Source organism: Rhodococcus sp. D-46, assembly GCF_011290655.1.
GTDB lineage: Bacteria > Actinomycetota > Actinomycetes > Mycobacteriales > Mycobacteriaceae > Rhodococcus_F > Rhodococcus_F qingshengii.
The window spans coordinates 21,810-39,022 of sequence record NZ_JAANTF010000008.1 but is presented as its reverse complement, the minus strand read 5'-3'; the positions used below and the strand labels follow the sequence as shown (position 1 = coordinate 39,022).

The window sequence follows — 17,213 nt, the reverse complement described above, 5'->3', positions numbered from 1 at the left end:
AGCATAGTTCAACATTGACAGGACGATCGAATATAGACAGACTGTCCATTAACATTCGTGATGTCGATTTTCTCTGGAGATGTCCATGAACCTCGGTACTTATCTCGCCCGAAGCGCCAGCTACTACCCCGATCTCGAAGCCCTTGTCTGCGGCGAAGGCCGGTGGACCTACAGCGAGCTCGATACGGCCGCAAACCGTCTCGCGTCCGCTCTCGCAGTGACCGGGACACGGCCCGGACACATGATCGGAACCTTTGCCGGAAACTGCGGGGAACTCGTAGTGACCGAAATGGCCTTGTACAAGGGAGGGTTCGTCAGGGTGCCGATCAACGCACGACTGGGCGCCGACGAACTCGGGCATATCCTCGCCGACGCCGATGTGCGTGTCCTCTTCGTCGACCCCGCCCATGCCGAGATGGCGCTGAAGGTCGTCGCCGACGCAGGGCTGAACTGCAGGGTGATCGACTACAGCACTTCGACTCCCGGCGCGGACAGTTATCACGAACTGACGACAAGGGGCAGCGAAGACAACGTCGAGGTGGACGTCGACATTGACGCCCCGGCTGTCCTCAACTACACATCCGGGTCCACCGGCAAGCTCAAGGCTGCGGTCCAGAGTCACGGCAACCGCTTGGCGAACATGCGCAAGCGACTGATGAGCCCCGAAGGCGCGCCGACTGTTGGTGATCGCTACCTCGCCCCCGGCCCGATCACACACGCTTCCGGCATGGTGATGCTCGGAATGTTCGCCAGGGGCGCCGCAGTGGTGATCCTGCCGGCATGGGACACGAGGACGTTCCTGCAGACCATCGAACGTGAGCGGATCACCACCACCATGGTGGTCCCGACGATGCTCAACTTGCTGATGGACCATCCGTCGGTTACCGACGTCGACCTGAGCTCTCTGCGCTGCATCGGCGTAGGCGCAGCGCCGATTTCTCCACAACGGTTGCGCGACGCGGTAAAGGTGTTCGGTCCCATCGTCATTCAGGGATACGGGCTCGGCGAAACGACCAGCGTCGTCACTGTCTTGACCGCTGAAGACGTGGTGCACGGTATCGAATCCGACCCTGAGCTTCTTCTCTCGTGCGGCCGGCCGGCATACGACACCGATGTTCGCGTGGTCGACGACAACGGCGTACAGGTCCCGGCCGGCACGATCGGCGAGATCGTAGCCAGTGGCCCGGACTGTGTCCGCGAATACTTCCACGAACCCGAGCTGTCGGCTGAGACGTTCAGGAACGGCTGGGTCCACACGGGCGATGTCGGCTATTTCCGCGAAGACGGCTACCTGTTCATCGTCGACCGCAAGAAGGACATGATCATCTCGGGCGGATTCAACATCTACTGCAGCGAGGTGGAGGCCGCTCTGTACGAACATCCCGCCGTTTCCGAAGTCTGCGTAGTGGGAGTTCCCGATCCGAAGTGGGGCGAAGCAGTCAAGGCTGTTGTCGTGACCAGAGATGGAACTGACACCACCGCAATGGAATTGATCGCGCACTGCTCGACGCGTCTGGCAAGCATGAAGAAGCCACGTTCGGTCGACTTCGCAGATTCGTTGCCTGTCAACCGAAACGGCAAGATCGATCGCCGCGCGATTCGCGCGACCTACTGGACCACCGCTGACCGTCACGTCAACTGACAGGAAATAGACATGTCATTCGCTCTCACCCCTACCTACGAAGACAATCCAAGACTTCAATCGCTCGTCGAGCGTCTACGCGACTATCTCGACGGCGAACTAGCCGAGTACGAAGCCGAATTGGGTCTCACTCAAGAATCCCACTACATCCGTGAGACACTCGAGCCAGTGTGGAGACGCAGCCGCGAACTCGGCTTCTACGGAATACACCTCCCCACTGAACTCGGCGGCCAGAACCTCACCTATACCGAACTCGCCGCACTCAAAGAAGAGGTCGGTGCATCGCCGCGGGTCCTCGCGACGTCCGTGCTCGGAGACATGGGTGGCCCACTCCGCGCGGGATCGATCTTTCAATACGCCACCGAGCACCAGTTGGAAAAGTACTTGATTCCCGTGCTGCGAGGAGAGAAGGCGTGCTGCTTTTCTCTCACCGAGAACGACGCAGGTTCCGATGTTCGCGGCATGCTCACCACAGCTACCCCGGACGGTGCCGGATGGCGCCTGAACGGCCACAAGGTGTTCTCGTCCGCGGGCCCCTTCGCCGACTTTTCGGTCCTGATCGCAAAGATGGCATCCGACGGCGACGGACCGGATTCGTACTCGGCCTTCCTGGTCGACTTGGATTCTCCTGGCTGCACAGTGGCGGACGGTGACGTCCCGATGTCCGGTCAGCACATCGAAGCGGACATCATCCTCGACGGCTGCTACGTGGGGCCGGAACAGCTTCTCGGAAATGTGGGCGAAGGCTTGAGAATCGGACTCGGTCGAGTCACAGTCAACCGGTTGTTGCACTGCCCCACCGTCCTCGGCGGAGCCCGCCGAGCACTGGAATTGTCGTTGGAGTACAGCAAGACTCGCCAGGTGCAGGGCGCTCCTCTTGCGATGTTGCAGTCCATCCAACACAAACTCGCCGACATGGCGACCGACTACTACGCTGCGCGCTCGATGACCTACGACGCACTCGCCACACTCGATGCCGGTGGGAGTCCGCGTACCGAAGCATTCATGTGCAAGCTGTTCGTTGCCGAGAAGGCCTTCACCATCGCCGACCACGCAGTTCAGATTCACGGAAAAGCCGGGGTCATCCGTGGTTCGGAGGTCGAATCACTGTTCCAGCGGTTGAGGATGTTCCGAATCCTCACCGGCTCCTCCGAGATTCAGAAGAACGGAATCGCGCGTCAATTACTCACCACCTGAAGATCATTCAAAGACAGTCGTATCCAATTTCGCGCCCGCCAGGTCGTCATACGCTCGACGTGACGGCCTGGCGGGCACTCGACATTTCAGAGGCAATCACCGTGATCGAGCACGAACCGGACTACAGATTCAGTCTTGCGAACGAACGAACATTTCTGGCTTGGATACGAACTGCGTTGGGGTTGTTGGCAGGCGGCGTCGCAGTCGGTCAGTTCTACGTATCCGAAAACGACGACAATATGTACAAAATGCTCGGAGTCGTGTGCACCGTCGTGGCGTCGGCTGTAGCGCTCGGCGCGCTCAGACACTGGAAGGCCGTCCAAACCGCGATGAGGCGTGATCTTCCCTTACCCACGTCACCGATGATCGCGCTTCTCGTCGGCGGGGTGTGTGTCGTTGCGGGTCTCGGCGTAGGGATGACCGTGTTGTGACGAAAAACGAGCCGCCCGGACTGCAACCCGAGCGAACCGTGCTCGCCTGGCGACGAACTGCCCTCTCCTCTGTGACTGTGTCAGTGGTCACCGGTCGCGAAATCGCTTTGCATCCGTCCGTTCTACGAATCGCAGTGTTCGCCACGCTCATCATTACGACTGCCGGAGTCATCGTGGGCACGACAATCCGTCATCGTCGACTCAGTCTGGACGACAAGGATTCTCGAGAAATACCGTTCATTGTCATGGCGACTTTGGCCGTAGGCGTCACGGTTGCGGGACTCGGCACCTGCACTGTCATCCAACTTTGAACAAAGAGATAGACAGTATGTCTATTTATGTATATTGTCTCCATTAATACTCACTGTGACTCAGTGCACAGTCGACCGCCGAGCGCTGCCCACCGCGCCCAAGCAATCATCGGCATTTTTCGAGAGGGAACAATGACCACAGAACTTGCGGCACCTACTCAGTTTCCACGCAGTCGGCGAGGTAAGAACCTCGCACTCCTGACCGGCTCCACGGCAATGGACAACGCCGAAAGCAGCGTGACGTCCGTGCTCTTCCCTCTCATGCGTGAGGCCATGGGATTGTCATCGGCGGCGCTCGGCACGATCGTTGCAGTGGCCAAGGCCGTCGGGGTCTTCACGGCAATCCCCTGGGCGTTCCTTGCCCGACGATATTCTCGCAAGTCGGTACTTGCCATCTGTTCAGGGTTCTGGGGTGCCTGGGTAATCCTGGCCGGATTGTCCGGCAGTTTCACTCAGTTTCTCGTCCTCTATGCGATCGGCGCCGCAGGTTTCGCCGGCGCCGGCTCGATTGCATTGTCCATCCTCGGAGATCTGTACGAGGACGCCCGGAGGGGCCGCGCAACGGGATTGGTATACGGCGGCGTCGCCGTCATCACCGGCGCGACCGCCCCGATATTCGGGCTTTTGTCTCGCTTCGAAGATGGATGGCGCTACGGATACATCATCACCGGTGCAATCTGCATCGCCATCGGTGTGCTTGTCATGCTTTTCCTCGACGATCCTGAATCCGGCGATGCGCCCGCACAGACGACCACCGACGATCTCGGCTCCAAAGCAAGATTCTGGCGCGAAGGGATACGAGAGCTACTCGCTATCAAGACATTCCGATACCTACTCGTACAACGCGCATTCTCGGGCCAGAACGTCATCATGAGCTTCAGCATCGTATTTCTCGTCGAGGAGCACGGATTCACGACCGCAACTGCTTCGATCATCGCACCGCCCTTCGCAATCGGGTACCTGCTCGGCACGTTCGTCGGCGGACGAGTCAACGACGCCGTACACGTCAAACGACCCCGAAACGGCCGCATCATCATGCTTCAGGCCAGCCAACTCGGATTCGCGGCCGCAGCACTGATCGCTACGCAGATTTCCTGGAACAGCATCGGCGTCTACGCGGTCTTGTTCGGGATCGTCGGCGTCCTTCAAGGTCAGGTCCCAGTGGTCAATCGGCCGATTATCATGGCCATAGTTCGTCCGGAACTGCGAGCCCTGGCCTTTGCCGTCTCCGTCTCGACAGTCGAAGCGCTGGCCTACGCCGGATACGCTGTCTTGGTCGGAACCCTCGGCGACAGAATCGGATTACAAGGCGCGCTCTTCATCGTCACCGTAGTGCTGACCACCGTCAACGGAGTCGCTTCAGGCGCACTGTATCGCCCCTACGCCCGCGACAGTGCGGCCCTACTCTCCGGGCCATCCGCCAACCCCCTACATGAACAGAATGCGCTTCGGCACTAGGCAATTCAGTTCATCAACTACGAACGCGGCAATCAACACTCCAACTCGGCAATCAAGACGGAAGTAGACCTCAGATGGCACAAAACATCGCAACGGATGACATCCCCTGGGCGCGCGGATTCACCGACCCGGCCGACGTGCGCCAACAAGCCACAACCATACGAGAGATGGTAGCGACTCGCCGTGTGTGGCGCGGCGACGGACCCAAATGGACCCTACCGACCGACTACACGGATCTGTCCGGTGTCACGTTGAACCTTCCGGATCAGCCGAAGCAGACGGTGTCCGAGTTCCTCGCGGTGCGCACAGTGACGGTATCGCAGTGCTACATCGGGGACGCATCGTGTATGAGAGTTACTTGCACGGTTGCAAACCGCACGAACCGCACCTCAATGCATCGATGGCGAAATCCTACGTCGGTTTGATGGCTGCACTGGTCGAAGCACAAGGATTGTTCGACCGCGACGATCGGGCGTCGAAATTCATTCCCGAGTTGGCAGGAACTGCGTTCGGAGACAATCGGATTCAGGACCTTCTTCACATGGGCACTGATGTAACGTACGGCGGTCGGCCGTTCCATCGCACCATCGAAGCCAGCCGTTTCTGGGCCGTAGTCGCCCCGAAGCTGCGCCCCATGAATTACCGCGGCCCGGAGACCATTCTCGAGCACCTCGCCACGGCACGCACTGCGGGCCCGACCGGCGTCGAATTCCGCTACGAGAACGGCAATGTCGAGACTGTCGGAGAAATACTGCGCCGCGTGACCGGAACTTCACTCGCCGAACTACTCAGTGAGCTGGTCTGGTCAAGAATCGGAGCCGAAGAAGATGCGTTCTACATAGTCGACTCCGCTGGAACGGAAATGGCGGCGGGCGGATTCAGTGCGACCCTTCGAGACGTAGCCAGAGTGGGTGAGATGATTCGTTGTGACGGTGCCGTCGAGGATCGTCAGGTGATCCCACCGCACATCGCGCGATCGATGACCGCGGGAGTGCCCGCAGGCTATCCTTCGGAGGTCAGAAGCCCGCGTGCCCCTGTCGATTCCCCCGCGACGATGAGCTACCACGACTACTGGTGGATCCTCAATGATCCGTTCGGATCGTTCATGGCAAGCGGAATCCATGGCCAGAGGCTCTTGATCTCACGCGACCTGGAGTTTGTGGTCGCGCATTTCGGAGCCCACATCCTCTCGCCTGCAATCGACACCCCGAACTTCGTACCCGCGTTCCTTCAGATCGGCACTCACTTGGTATCGAACGCTCGCGGAGCGGTCCCCGTCAGCTGAGGTTTCCTCACGCATTCAACCTGCGGCGGCTTCGAGCTCACTCAAGGATTCCTCGAGATGGCCGAGGAGCCGCTGCAAGTGCGGAACATTGCGGCGGCAGCCGACGAGCCCGAACTGCATGGTGTCCGCGTAGCCGATGACGGTGATGTTCATCGCCTGCCCGTCCAACGGAATCGATGCCGGGTAACAGCTCTCGAGTTTCGCGCCATTCCAATAGCGCGTCGTTGTCGGGCCGGGGACGTTGGAAATCACCAGATTGAAGACTGGACGCCCAGTGATCAGTCGGGATGAACCAGGGATCAGCGGCAGCCCGAGACCCGCGACGTTCAATGCACTGAGCGCCGTGATCTGCAGGGGCGTCAGGCCCGACATCAGGGACTTGGCGCTACTCATCGAGTCGTGAACTCTCTGAAGTCGGGCCGCCGGATCTACCAATTCGGTTGCCAGATCACACAACACCGCACCCACGGCATTGCCGGAAGCCTCACCCTCTTCGCCTTTGCGAAGGGATACCGGCACCATCGCGATCAACGGTTTGTCCGGCAACTCGTCCAGTTCGATCAGGTATCGCCGTAGCGCACCCGCGCACATTGCCAACACCGCATCGTTGAGCGTCACGTCTGCAACGCAGCTGACCTTGCGCAGGCGCTCGATCGGCCACGACTGCGCGGCGACACGCCTCGCTCCGGTGATCGGGACGTTGAAGATAGATTTCGGGGCAGCAAACGGCAACGGTGCGACGTGGTCCTTCACTGCCGAGGCAGCGGCGTTCACTATCGCAGGGCCGACCCCGACCACATCTTGCACAGTCTCGATCACGGAGCCCACCCGCCTCTGCAGGTCCAGCCCGCGACCGGCACGAACCCGCCCCGAAGAAGGTCGCTGCGCCCACGGAGGCATCGATTCTCGATCGAGCGGGTCCGACGAGAGGCTGCGGTACCACGCCTGAACAGCAGACACACCATCCATGAGCGCGTGGTGCGTCTTCATGTACACGGCAACTCGGCCGTCGGCGAGACCTTCGATCACGTACGCCTCCCACAGCGGCCGATGCCGATCGAGCAGCGTGCCGTGGAGCATGGAGGTCAGCTCGAGCAACTCGCGGACTCGCCCCGGCTTGGGCAGCGCGAGCAACCGGACGTGATATTCGAGATCGACGTCCTCGTCCTCCGTCCAACGCACCGGCGCGAAGTTCGACAAGAACTGCACCGGCTTGCGGCGAAAGAGGGGCCGAATCGAGTCGACGTCGGTCAGCGAACGGTAGAGCGACCTGGCGAATTCGCCGTCGTCCCCTTCCGGCGGAACGAAAAGCGACAGGCCACCGACGTGCATGGGATGCTCCCGTGACTCCATCAGAAGGAACATCGAGTCGAGCGGCAGCATCAGCGTCATGGCGATCCGTTCTCTCGGGCAGCTGCCCGGAGTACCGATCAGCCGCTGTTCGACAAAGTTACTCGCCCTGACTTCCCTCATTGGCGACTCCGACAAAACATTGCCCCCTCGATTTCGACAGGAGTCCGATATTCCCGTCGACGAACGCCTTTTCGGGTCGAAGCACCTCACAGCGATTCGTGGGTGAATGACGAGACACAGAGCACTGCAACAAATTTCAATCCTCACAGCCACAAGTAGTAGCGGAGGCGATCGCAGTAATACTTTTGTCGGAATTGTTTCAAATTGTCTGTACATCCAAGTCACACGTGACTACCGTCACTCATCATCACAATCCCGACTGGTCGGTTGTACCCAAAGGAGAAATACATGTCCCGACGTTCGACGTCGCGTGGGCTTTTCGGCGCACTCGCCACCGCAACTGTGTTCGCCACCGCCGCTGCGGTGGGAAGCTTGTCAGCAAGCATTGCAGGAGCCGCCCCGGCAGCGGAGATCCCCTTCGGCGGTTGGGATTCATGTCCGATCGACAATCCCGAGACCAGCACCTGTATGGACGTCACGGTCACCGGCGGAAACATGAAGATCGGCAAGCTTTCCGTCAGCATTCCCGCCGGGGCGATGCGCATCGCAGGCGGAGTTGCATACCGGGAGAATCCAGAGGCTGAATTCGGATTCGACCAAGTATTCATCCCGCCGAACGACAACAGTCGGGGGATCTACGCCAAACCCATCGACATCCCCGGGGGCGCACTCGGAATCGACCTGCCATTCAACAATCTCTTCGGACTGAACAAGGCTTCGGCCACCGTAGAGTCGACATCTGCACTCCCCACCGTGGATGCATTTCAGCTTGGTGTGAAGCTACCCGTCAAATTGAAGATCGCGAACCCTCTCCTCGGCGGCAAATGCTACCTGGGCTCGGACAACAACCCCGTCCAACTCAACTTGGATGTGACCGAATACGGTGTCCTCGAGGAGGTTCCAGGTTTCCCGGATACTGCCGTCGTTCGAAACACCGGGCACACCGGACAGCCCTTCGCGGTCCCGACAGCTTCCGGGTGTGGCCCGTTCGGCGTTCTGAATCCAATCGTCAACTGGCGCGCCGGGCTTCCCTCGTCCACCACGTCCAACTCCCTCGCCACGACGAGTGACGTCTACAACATCGGTGCCGACAGCCTCAGGCCCCAGCCGGCCGGCTCACCCGAACCCGCTGCCGTCGTTGCCGAACGTAGTGCCAACTAGCAATCCAACCCACTGCCACAGAACCGTCATCGACGACAGATTGCCACCTCGAAACGGAGTTCACTTGTCCATGCGCACAATACGATTCAGAGCCGCGCTCGCTGTCGTCGCAGCGGGAGTCCTCACTCTCGGGGCGGTGTCAACCGCGACGGCGGCCCCGCTGCCCAATGCGCCGTTCGGGGGCTGGGGAAAATGCCCGATAGCCAATCCGGAGACAAGCACCTGTGTCGACGTCGTCGTCAAAGGCGGCGAAATGAACATCAACGGGCTCAAAGTACCGATTCCTTCCGGCTCGTTGAATATCGCCGGCGGTGTCGCCTATCGCGAGAACCCCGACGCAGAATTCGGGTTCGACCAGATCTTCATTCCTCCCACTGACGGCACCAAAGGCGTCTATTCCAGCCCCATCGAGGTACCAGGAGGAATCTTCGGGCTCGGTATACCGTTCCCCGGCGGCTTGACCACCATCAAGGCAACAGTCGAACCGGTCGCGTTGCCAACAGTCGACGCATTCCAACTCGGTGTCACACTTCCGGCAAGATTGAAGATCTCCAACCCCTTGCTGGGCGGCAACTGCTATCTGGGTTCTGCGAGCAACCCGATCATGTTCAAACTCGGAGTGTCCGAGAATGGTGTCCTGGAAGAAGTTCCAGGATTTCCGGATACCGCCGCCGTCAGAAACGTGACGCACGCCGACCAGACGTTCGCGGTACCGGGCGCATCTGGATGTGGACTGTTCGGCGCATTGAATTGGGCAGTCAATCTTCGCGCCAACGTTCCGTCTTCGAGTGGTCAAAACTCGTTGACCACCACAAGCGATGTGTTCAACATCGGCGCCGACAGCCTGCGGACGCAGTAGAGCAAGCACCGGCGACTCACGAAGTATCACCGACAACAAGGAGATATCGATGTCCCATGCAGTTCGCCGCACCACCATCGTCACAGCTGCCGCCGCAGCCGCGATTGCAGTCGCAGCCGGCACCGCTCTGGCTTCGACCGTCGTCACTCCAGCGGGTCAAACCGTGACTGCTTCGAGCAGCAATCTCAGTATCAAGACAGGAACGATCACACTTACCTGCTCCAGTACGACGGGCTCCGGGACCATCCCATCCGCGCCGGGTAATTCCAACACCGGCACCGGCGGAGTCAACGTCAATATCGGCACCCCCAGCCTGACCGGGTGCAAGGCTAACGGCCTACCCGCTGTGGTCACCACCTCCGGCTCGTGGCTATTGAACGTCTCGGCAGACACCGGATCGGCTCAGGGATCCCTGGTCATTCCTGCAGGAGGCGCAGTCGTGACGATGCCCGGATCCACGTGCACAGTCACCGTCGGGGCCAGCACTATCGGACCGCTGCCATTCGATATTCCCAACCAGCGCGTCGTGGCCAGCAACACCGGCACTGTGAACTACACGCGTACCGGCACCGGGCCCGTCTGCCCCGCCGCAGCCACTGGCACGGCAACCATGTCCGGCACACTGCAGTTCGCGTCGGCCTCGCCGATCAACGTGACGCCGTAACGATCGACAGCTAGACAATAGGCTCGTTGGGGGATCGACGCTTCCGTCGCTCCCCCAACGAACGTCCTGTGGACCGGGTCCGCACACGATCGCCTTCGGTTACGCCACGAAGCGGACCGGCGCGTTATCCATCTCCTGCTTCGGTGGCGTCGAGTAACGCGCCAAGGGCGCGGTGGAGCTCGGCGAGTTCCCGCCCTCCGGTTTTCGTCAGCACTTCCGTATTCTTTGCATCCAATTGGCGGACAATGTCTTTAGCGAGCTCTATGACTCGTTTGCCCTCGTCACTGAGATCGAGGCGAACGGCTCGCGCATCGCGACTATCGCGTTCACTGACAACAAACCCGCTCTTCTCCAACGCTCGCACGAGCTTGGATATGTAGATTCGCTGCAATCCTGTGTGCACTGACAGTTCTCGCTGACTCGGCCTCTCCCCCGCACTCACCAGACCATGCAGAGACGCGAGCACTGAATACTGGGCGTGAGTCAACCCCAGGTGCGCGATCGCTCGGTCAACCCCCGCCCGCCAGCGCAAGCCAAGGTGCCACACCAGCGACCCTGTCGTCCATGTTTCTCGATCTTGCATACAAATAGAATACATGGCTACTATCTCAATTAGAGTATATGGAAACTATTTGAGGAGTCGCAATGCCCACAATTCCCGTGCTCGACTCGACCATGGCCTACCGCTCGCGCGGTGAAGGACCACCCTTCGTACTCATCCACGGAAACCCCACATCCTCGCACTTGTGGCGAAACATCCTGCCGCAGATAGGAAATCTGGGCCGTGCACTTGCCCCTGACCTCATCGGAATGGGGCGGTCAGGCAAACCGCCAATCAACTACGGCTTCCTCGACACCGCCCGCTACCTCGACGCCTGGTTCGACCAGATGGAACTCGACGACGTCGTACTCGTCGGACACGACTGGGGCGGGGCACTTGCACTGGACTGGGCTGCCCGCCACCCCGATCGCGTCCGAGGTGTGGCCTTCTTCGAAACGATCCTTCGTCCGATGACCTGGGACGAACACTTCCCGGGAGAGGCACGGGCACGGGTGGAAGCTCTGAGGGACTCCGACACAGGAGAGACGAAGGTACTCGACGAGAACTTCTTTCTCGAAATAGCGCTTCACAGAACGGTTCTCGGTGAAATGACCGAAACCGATGCCGAGGCCTATCGCTCCCCTTATCCGTCACGAGAGAGTCGCCGACCCCTTCTCGAGTGGCCACGATCCTTCCCCATCGAAGGAACTCCCGGTGACGTGAATGCACGTGTGGCGGCGTACAGCGATTGGCTCGCAGAAAGCACCGACGTACCCAAACTTCTTCTCACCTTCAGCGGCCCCGCAGAACTTCTCATGATCGGACCTGACGAAGTCACGTGGAGCCGATCGAACATCGCAAATCTCGAGGTGGAACAGTGCGGTCCCGCAGGACATCTCGCCCCCGAGGATCAGCCTGCGGCCATCGCGGCGGCGATCACCGAATGGACACAGCGGCAACACTGTTTCAACCGCGAGTGACGTGGGACCGTCGCCAAGTACTCTGAGCGCCGGTTTCCCCGACCCATGCGGTAGCGATCCAGACGATGCTCCGAAATATGGGACCGACACCACCTCCGCCGGATTTGTCCGATATAACTAACTGGCGAGTACGCCGGTTGGGACGAGGTCGAGAACGAGGGGGCGTGTGTGGTGAACGAGGACGGGTTGGGGCGAACGTCAGGATCGGGGGCTCCACACCGGGTGGGCGGCTTTCTCTATCACCGCAACGGCGACCGGTGGGAGTGGTCGGACGAAGTTGCACGGATTCACGGATACGAACCCGACCAAGTAGCTCCGACGACAGAATTGATGCTCTCGCACAAGCATCCCGACGACCGAAGACACGTTGCCCAGACACTGCACGCCATCCGCACTTCAGGCGGACCGTTCAGCAGCCGCCACCGCATCATCGACACTGCAGGGGACACTCACTCGGTAATCGTCGTCGACGACAGCGTCGTGGACGAGTCGGGTGCCGTGGTCGGCAGCTCAGGCTTCTACATCGACGTCACCGAAACCCTCGACAGTACGGTGAAAGCGTCTGTCGACGTGCTGGTCAACGAAATCACCGCTTCTCGCGGAGTAATCGAGCAAGCCAAAGGCATGCTCATGGTGATCTACGGCATTTCGGCCGATCGCGCCTTCGACATCCTCGTGTGGCGTTCTCAAGAGACCAACGTGAAACTCCGGGATGTTGCCGAACAGTTGATAATTCGAACGCTTGACGACTTCCGGGTCCCGACACTACTGCGGACCCGATTCGATCACGTGCTGTTACAGGGTTGAATGACAACAGGGTGGAGGGATCTGCTTAAGGCGGTTCCCGTGGCTGGCTGCTCAACCTCGAGGAACCTCGCCCGCATTGATTCCGGGACGGTCCGATGCGGCCTATCCCCGTTGTTACCCAACGCGGAGTAAAAGGAAACTACTCGTCGTCAGACTTCTCGTCGGAGGTCTCCTCGACCAGTTCAGGCGCCTGTTCTCGCGTTGCCATTCCCCCGTCGCCGCCCTTGTCCACGGGTCCTGGGTGCCCGCCCTTGGGCGACTGGTCGTTGTCGTCTTTGTCGGTCATGCGATCGTCCTCATCATCTCGTCGTCTCGGTCCTGGAGCCGGCGCAAAGAGTCCGGGACCCAGCTCCATCTCAATCTAACGCGCTCAGGACTTCTCGCAACCCTCACCGATTTTGTTTGCATTTCAGTGCTTTCGGGCAGGTGACTGCGAACAGCATTTCCACGATGAGAGGTCGATCCCAGTGCGCGCAGTGACTTGGCAAGGCAAACGGAAAGTAAGCGTCGATACGGTTCCGGACCCGAAGATCGTCGAACCCACCGACGCAATCATCAAGGTCACCACGACGAATATCTGCGGATCCGATCTGCACCTGTACGAGACTCTGGGTGCGTTCATGAATGCCGGCGACATTCTCGGCCATGAACCGATGGGCATCGTCGAAGAAGTCGGTTCGGAAGTCACGAGTCTCGAGATAGGTGACCGCGTCGTGATTCCGTTCCAGATCTCGTGTGGCAACTGTTTCATGTGCGATTCGAGCCTCTACACACAGTGCGAGACGACGCAGGTCCGCGATCAGGGAACGGGCGCAGCATTGTTCGGCTTCTCCGAGCTCTACGGCTCGGTGCCCGGCGGGCAGGCTGAGTACCTCCGAGTACCGCAAGCACATTTCACACACATCAAAGTTCCCGAAGGTCCCGCGGATTCGCGATTCGTCTACCTCTCCGACGTGCTCCCCACCGCTTGGCAGTCGGTCGAATACGCCGACATTCCGCCGGGTGGGTCCGTGACAATCCTCGGCCTCGGACCGATCGGTGACATGGCGGCTCGTATCGCCCACCACAAGGGGTTTCGAGTAATCGGTGTGGACCGTGTACCCGAACGCCTTGCGCGCCTTGCCGAACGCGGTATCGAGACCCTCAACCTGGACGACTACGGCAGCAAGATCGGCGATGCCATCAGAGACGCGACAAACGGCCGCGGAACCGATTCGGTGATCGACGCTGTCGGTATGGAAGCGCACGGGTCTCCGATCGGAAAGCTCGCGCAGCAGTTCGTCGGACTCCTTCCCGATGCTCTTGCCGCGCCTGCGATGCGTAACGCAGGAATCGATCGCCTTGGCGCTGTCTATTCGGCCATCGACATCGTTCGGCGCGGCGGAACCATTTCTTTGATCGGTGTCTACGGCGGAATGGTTGATCCGCTGCCGCTGATGACCATGTTCGACAAGCAGATTCAGCTCAGGATGGGCCAGGCGAACGTCAAGAAGTGGGTAGAGGACATCATGCCCCTGCTCACTGACGACGACCCACTCGGCGTCGACACCTTTTCCACCCATCAGCTGCCGCTCGATCAGGCGCCACACGCCTACGAGATCTTCCAGAAGAAGCAGGAAGGCGCGGTCAAGATCCAACTGAAACCGCACCTGTAGTTCAACGCCGATCAGGTCGACGGTTCATCCGCCACGTCCGCATCTTGTTCGCGAAACCACCGATCGTCATACTCACCTCACACACGCTCGACAGAAAGAACCTGAAACCGAAATGGCTCGCGAACTTACCGTCTCCGACAGCATCGTCGTCAGCTCCGACGCGCTTTCCCTCTACGAGGTCATCAGCGATCCCACTCGTATGGGTGCCTGGAGTCCCGAAAACATAGGCGCAACCTTGCGGGGAGACCGCGAAAGCGCTTTCCTGGGCATGGAGTTCGACGGGCACAACAAGCGTGGGCGCGCGCAGTGGACCACGCGATGCACAGTCACCGCTGCCGAGGCCGGGAAGCTCTTCGAATTCCGTGTTCACAAGATCGGCCTCAGTACTCCCCGGATCCCCGCCTCTATCGCAACCTGGCAGTACCGATTCTCGCCGGTGCCCGACGGAACCCGAGTTACCGAAACGTGGACCGACGACAGGCGCGGCTGGCCGGACTTCGCCGCCGACATGTTCGACAAAATTGCCACCGGAGGAAAAACCTTCGCCGACTTTCAGCGCGGCAACATCCGCAAGACGCTCCTGAACCTCAAGAACGCAGTTGAGCAGGAGGTTTCCGGAATCGAAGGCAACGTCGGCTGACCGGCCGACACCATTTGTGGCAGTTTCTGCCACTTTTGGTACAGTGCGGATATGGCAACAGCCCGCCGCACTGCACTACTTCTCCGCGTCTCGCAGAGTTGTGCTGCCGCTTTCGTCCAACGCGGCGACACTTCGACGACCATCGCGGAGCTCGCCGAGCGGGCAGAAATCTCCGAGCGAACGTTCTACCGTTGCTTCGCCACCAAAGAGGAGAGCATCTGGCCGATGCTCGACGAGGGAAACCGCAGTCTGGCCGCCGCACTCAGCGCGCAAGCCCGCGAATTCGGGCTCGCAGCGGCTGTGAAGAATGCCTTTATCGCATCGGTCGGCGAGTCCTTCGAGCCGATGACCCGGTCACTGATGCCCATCATCTTCGGCGATGCGGCACTCCGGAGAGTTTGGGAATCAGCAACTTTCGAGACGATGGAACTGATTCGCCCAGAAGTCGCACGCCTGATCGACCGTCCGGAAACCTCGCTCGACACCACAGCGGCTTCGGGCCAGGCAACACTTGCGGTAGTCGCCGCACTGCGTGAGATGGCAGACCTCCGGACGCCCGCACCCGAGGCCATCACCCGCGCGCTCGGGGCGTTCTCGAAGCCATATCTCGCAACACCTACAGGTAAGGAACAATCATGACTCAGGATCTCTCCGGAAAAATCGTTCTCGTCACCGGCGGCGCACGCGGCCTGGGCGAGGCGTTTGCCCGCGGCATCGTCGCGGGCAACGGCCGCGTCGTCATCGGCGACCTACTCGACGACGACGGTCGAGCAGTGGCCGAATCTCTCGGCGACGCAGCGCGTTACGTTCACCTCGACGTCACCGATCCAGCGTCTTGGAAGTCCGCCGCCGAGTACGCGGTATCCGAGTTCGGCGCGATCAACGGTTTGGTCAACAACGCCGGAATCTCGGCGTCCGGCCAGACAGTCGCCGAGGAACCACTCGAGACGTTCCAGCGCATCATCCAGATCAACCTGGTGTCCGTGCACACCGGCATCCACACGGTGGTGCCGTTCATGAAGGCAGCCGGCGGCGGATCCATCGTGAACATCTCCTCGGCCGCCGGCCTGATGGGCATGGCTCTGACCAGCGGTTACGGCGCAGCCAAGTGGGGCGTGCGTGGGCTGAGCAAGATCGCCGCCGTCGAACTCGGTCGCGACAAGATCCGGGTCAACTCGGTTCACCCCGGCATGGTCCTGACGCCCATGACTGCACCGACGGGTATCAGCCTCGAAGAGGGCGCATTCCCCAACAATCCGTATCGCCGTGTCGGTCGCCCGGAGGAGTTGGTCGGCGCGGTCACCTACCTGCTTTCCGACGATGCCTCGTACACAACGGGTTCCGAGATCGCCGTCGACGGCGGTTGGACTGCCGGCCCGTCGATCGAATACATCGCCGGCCAGTAAGGGAGGGATCCGTTCCCGCCCGAATCTGCGCATTCCGAACGCCCTCAGGTGAATACCAAGCTCTCCCTGATTGCATTCGGAGAAGACAACTTTCGCAGTCGCCGCAGCGCCCGATGCAGGTCGAGTGACACCTCGTCTGTCGTACGGGCAAGCGACGTTGCGGTCGCCTTTGTATCGAGCCCGACGATCAGCCGCAACACCAGGACATCGCGTTCGACAATCGGGAGCGTTGTCGGAGGCGGGAGCGATCCACCGCTGAACCCGTCGGATGCCGCCCGAGCAATCGCGATGCTTGTACTCGCGTACAGCACGCGTAGAAAAGGCTGATACGTCTCCGATCCGTCGCACACTGCCGTGAGAACGGCGACGCACGCGGCATCCGCGGCGGAATCGGAAACGGCCTGATCAAGCTCGGCGCGGCACCGCAGCACAACCATCGGACGAAACGCCGCATACAAACTGGCCATGGACTCACGGCTACCGCTCCGCGCCGCGGCGGCCAATACATCCAGCGAGCCTTCCTGCAACATGGGCTCACATCTCTCTTTCTCGACGGGACATTCGTTGTGCGGTCCGAGAGATCAACTGGAACCGAACGGTCCCACGAAGTGGTTCCGGCGGATGGTCATGCCACGATCAATCCCCTGCCCGAAGGATTCTCGAGGCTCTCTCTCAGCCCTGAGGCACACCCCAGTGAAGTCCT

General features: G+C 60.4%; 19 protein-coding genes. 15 read left to right on the top strand and 4 right to left on the bottom strand.

Annotation, left to right across the window (positions count from 1 at the left end; genetic code table 11):
• The first annotated feature begins 85 nt into the window (after positions 1-85).
• The 6 genes from G9U53_RS21010 (at position 86) to G9U53_RS20985 (ending at position 6,324) form a co-directional block, all read left to right on the top strand.
• Positions 86-1,642, top strand: coding sequence for a long-chain fatty acid--CoA ligase (locus tag G9U53_RS21010; protein ID WP_165639141.1), 1,557 nt, complete (start codon positions 86-88; stop codon positions 1,640-1,642).
• A 12-nt stretch (positions 1,643-1,654) separates the two neighbouring features.
• Positions 1,655-2,839: an acyl-CoA dehydrogenase family protein gene (locus G9U53_RS21005; RefSeq protein WP_063314921.1), complete on the top strand. Its 1,185-nt coding sequence runs from the start codon at positions 1,655-1,657 to the stop codon at positions 2,837-2,839.
• Positions 2,840-2,940: 101 nt separating this feature from the next.
• Positions 2,941-3,270: a DUF202 domain-containing protein gene (locus G9U53_RS33985; RefSeq protein WP_165639231.1), complete on the top strand. Its 330-nt coding sequence runs from the start codon at positions 2,941-2,943 to the stop codon at positions 3,268-3,270.
• The gene (locus tag G9U53_RS20995) at positions 3,267-3,581 is read left to right on the top strand and encodes a DUF202 domain-containing protein (protein ID WP_052417036.1); all 315 of its coding nucleotides are present in this window, start codon (positions 3,267-3,269) and stop codon (positions 3,579-3,581) included. Before G9U53_RS33985 ends, G9U53_RS20995 begins: the two co-directional genes overlap by 4 nt.
• Positions 3,582-3,713: 132 nt before the next feature.
• Positions 3,714-5,039: an MFS transporter gene (locus tag G9U53_RS20990; protein ID WP_207624480.1), complete on the top strand. Its 1,326-nt coding sequence runs from the start codon at positions 3,714-3,716 to the stop codon at positions 5,037-5,039.
• A 208-nt stretch (positions 5,040-5,247) separates the two neighbouring features.
• Positions 5,248-6,324 (top strand): serine hydrolase, encoded by a 1,077-nt coding sequence (locus G9U53_RS20985; protein ID WP_242692637.1) that lies wholly within the window; start codon positions 5,248-5,250, stop codon positions 6,322-6,324.
• 15 nt (positions 6,325-6,339) lie between these two features.
• Here G9U53_RS20985 and G9U53_RS20980 read toward each other — a convergent pair whose 3' ends face one another.
• Complete coding sequence (locus G9U53_RS20980; RefSeq protein ID WP_165639229.1) at positions 6,340-7,716, bottom strand: wax ester/triacylglycerol synthase family O-acyltransferase; 1,377 nt, start codon at positions 7,714-7,716, stop codon at positions 6,340-6,342.
• Between the two features lie 369 nt (positions 7,717-8,085).
• On the opposite strand from G9U53_RS20980, the gene G9U53_RS20975 reads away from it, so the two are divergent.
• The 3 genes from G9U53_RS20975 (at position 8,086) to G9U53_RS20965 (ending at position 10,481) form a co-directional block, all read left to right on the top strand.
• Positions 8,086-8,958 carry a hypothetical protein gene (locus G9U53_RS20975; protein WP_007734676.1) on the top strand — a complete coding sequence of 291 codons (873 nt, stop codon included), beginning with the start codon at positions 8,086-8,088 and terminating at the stop codon, positions 8,956-8,958.
• Positions 8,959-9,028: 70 nt separating this feature from the next.
• Positions 9,029-9,817, top strand: a complete 789-nt coding sequence (locus G9U53_RS20970; RefSeq protein ID WP_083058341.1) for a hypothetical protein — start codon at positions 9,029-9,031, stop codon at positions 9,815-9,817.
• Between the two features lie 49 nt (positions 9,818-9,866).
• Positions 9,867-10,481 (top strand): hypothetical protein, encoded by a 615-nt coding sequence (locus G9U53_RS20965; protein WP_054827310.1) that lies wholly within the window; start codon positions 9,867-9,869, stop codon positions 10,479-10,481.
• Between the two features lie 124 nt (positions 10,482-10,605).
• On the opposite strand, the gene G9U53_RS20960 is transcribed toward G9U53_RS20965, so the two are convergent.
• On the bottom strand, positions 10,606-11,064 hold the full coding sequence (locus tag G9U53_RS20960; RefSeq protein ID WP_172403485.1) for a MarR family transcriptional regulator: 459 nt from the start codon (positions 11,062-11,064) through the stop codon (positions 10,606-10,608).
• Positions 11,065-11,126: 62 nt separating this feature from the next.
• On the opposite strand from G9U53_RS20960, the gene G9U53_RS20955 reads away from it, so the two are divergent.
• The gene (locus tag G9U53_RS20955) at positions 11,127-12,002 is read left to right on the top strand and encodes a haloalkane dehalogenase (RefSeq protein WP_054827312.1); all 876 of its coding nucleotides are present in this window, start codon (positions 11,127-11,129) and stop codon (positions 12,000-12,002) included.
• A 168-nt stretch (positions 12,003-12,170) separates the two neighbouring features.
• The gene (locus tag G9U53_RS20950; RefSeq protein WP_165639140.1) at positions 12,171-12,809 is read left to right on the top strand and encodes a PAS and ANTAR domain-containing protein; all 639 of its coding nucleotides are present in this window, start codon (positions 12,171-12,173) and stop codon (positions 12,807-12,809) included.
• A 139-nt stretch (positions 12,810-12,948) separates the two neighbouring features.
• On the opposite strand, the gene G9U53_RS20945 is transcribed toward G9U53_RS20950, so the two are convergent.
• A complete protein-coding gene (locus tag G9U53_RS20945; RefSeq protein WP_003945804.1) occupies positions 12,949-13,095 on the bottom strand; it encodes a hypothetical protein in 147 nt (48 codons plus the stop codon).
• Between the two features lie 181 nt (positions 13,096-13,276).
• On the opposite strand from G9U53_RS20945, the gene G9U53_RS20940 reads away from it, so the two are divergent.
• The 4 genes from G9U53_RS20940 to G9U53_RS20925 all read left to right on the top strand — a co-directional run bounded on the left by G9U53_RS20940 (position 13,277) and on the right by G9U53_RS20925 (position 16,510).
• The gene (locus G9U53_RS20940) at positions 13,277-14,464 is read left to right on the top strand and encodes a zinc-dependent alcohol dehydrogenase (RefSeq protein WP_065456062.1); all 1,188 of its coding nucleotides are present in this window, start codon (positions 13,277-13,279) and stop codon (positions 14,462-14,464) included.
• A gap of 112 nt (positions 14,465-14,576) precedes the next feature.
• A complete protein-coding gene (locus G9U53_RS20935) occupies positions 14,577-15,104 on the top strand; it encodes an SRPBCC family protein (RefSeq protein WP_054187956.1) in 528 nt (175 codons plus the stop codon).
• A gap of 51 nt (positions 15,105-15,155) precedes the next feature.
• Positions 15,156-15,743 carry a TetR/AcrR family transcriptional regulator gene (locus G9U53_RS20930; protein ID WP_165639139.1) on the top strand — a complete coding sequence of 196 codons (588 nt, stop codon included), beginning with the start codon at positions 15,156-15,158 and terminating at the stop codon, positions 15,741-15,743.
• On the top strand, positions 15,740-16,510 hold the full coding sequence (locus G9U53_RS20925; protein ID WP_003945779.1) for a glucose 1-dehydrogenase: 771 nt from the start codon (positions 15,740-15,742) through the stop codon (positions 16,508-16,510). Before G9U53_RS20930 ends, G9U53_RS20925 begins: the two co-directional genes overlap by 4 nt.
• Positions 16,511-16,554: 44 nt before the next feature.
• Here G9U53_RS20925 and G9U53_RS20920 read toward each other — a convergent pair whose 3' ends face one another.
• Positions 16,555-17,040 carry a hypothetical protein gene (locus G9U53_RS20920; protein WP_064074095.1) on the bottom strand — a complete coding sequence of 162 codons (486 nt, stop codon included), beginning with the start codon at positions 17,038-17,040 and terminating at the stop codon, positions 16,555-16,557.
• Positions 17,041-17,213: the final 173 nt, after the last annotated feature.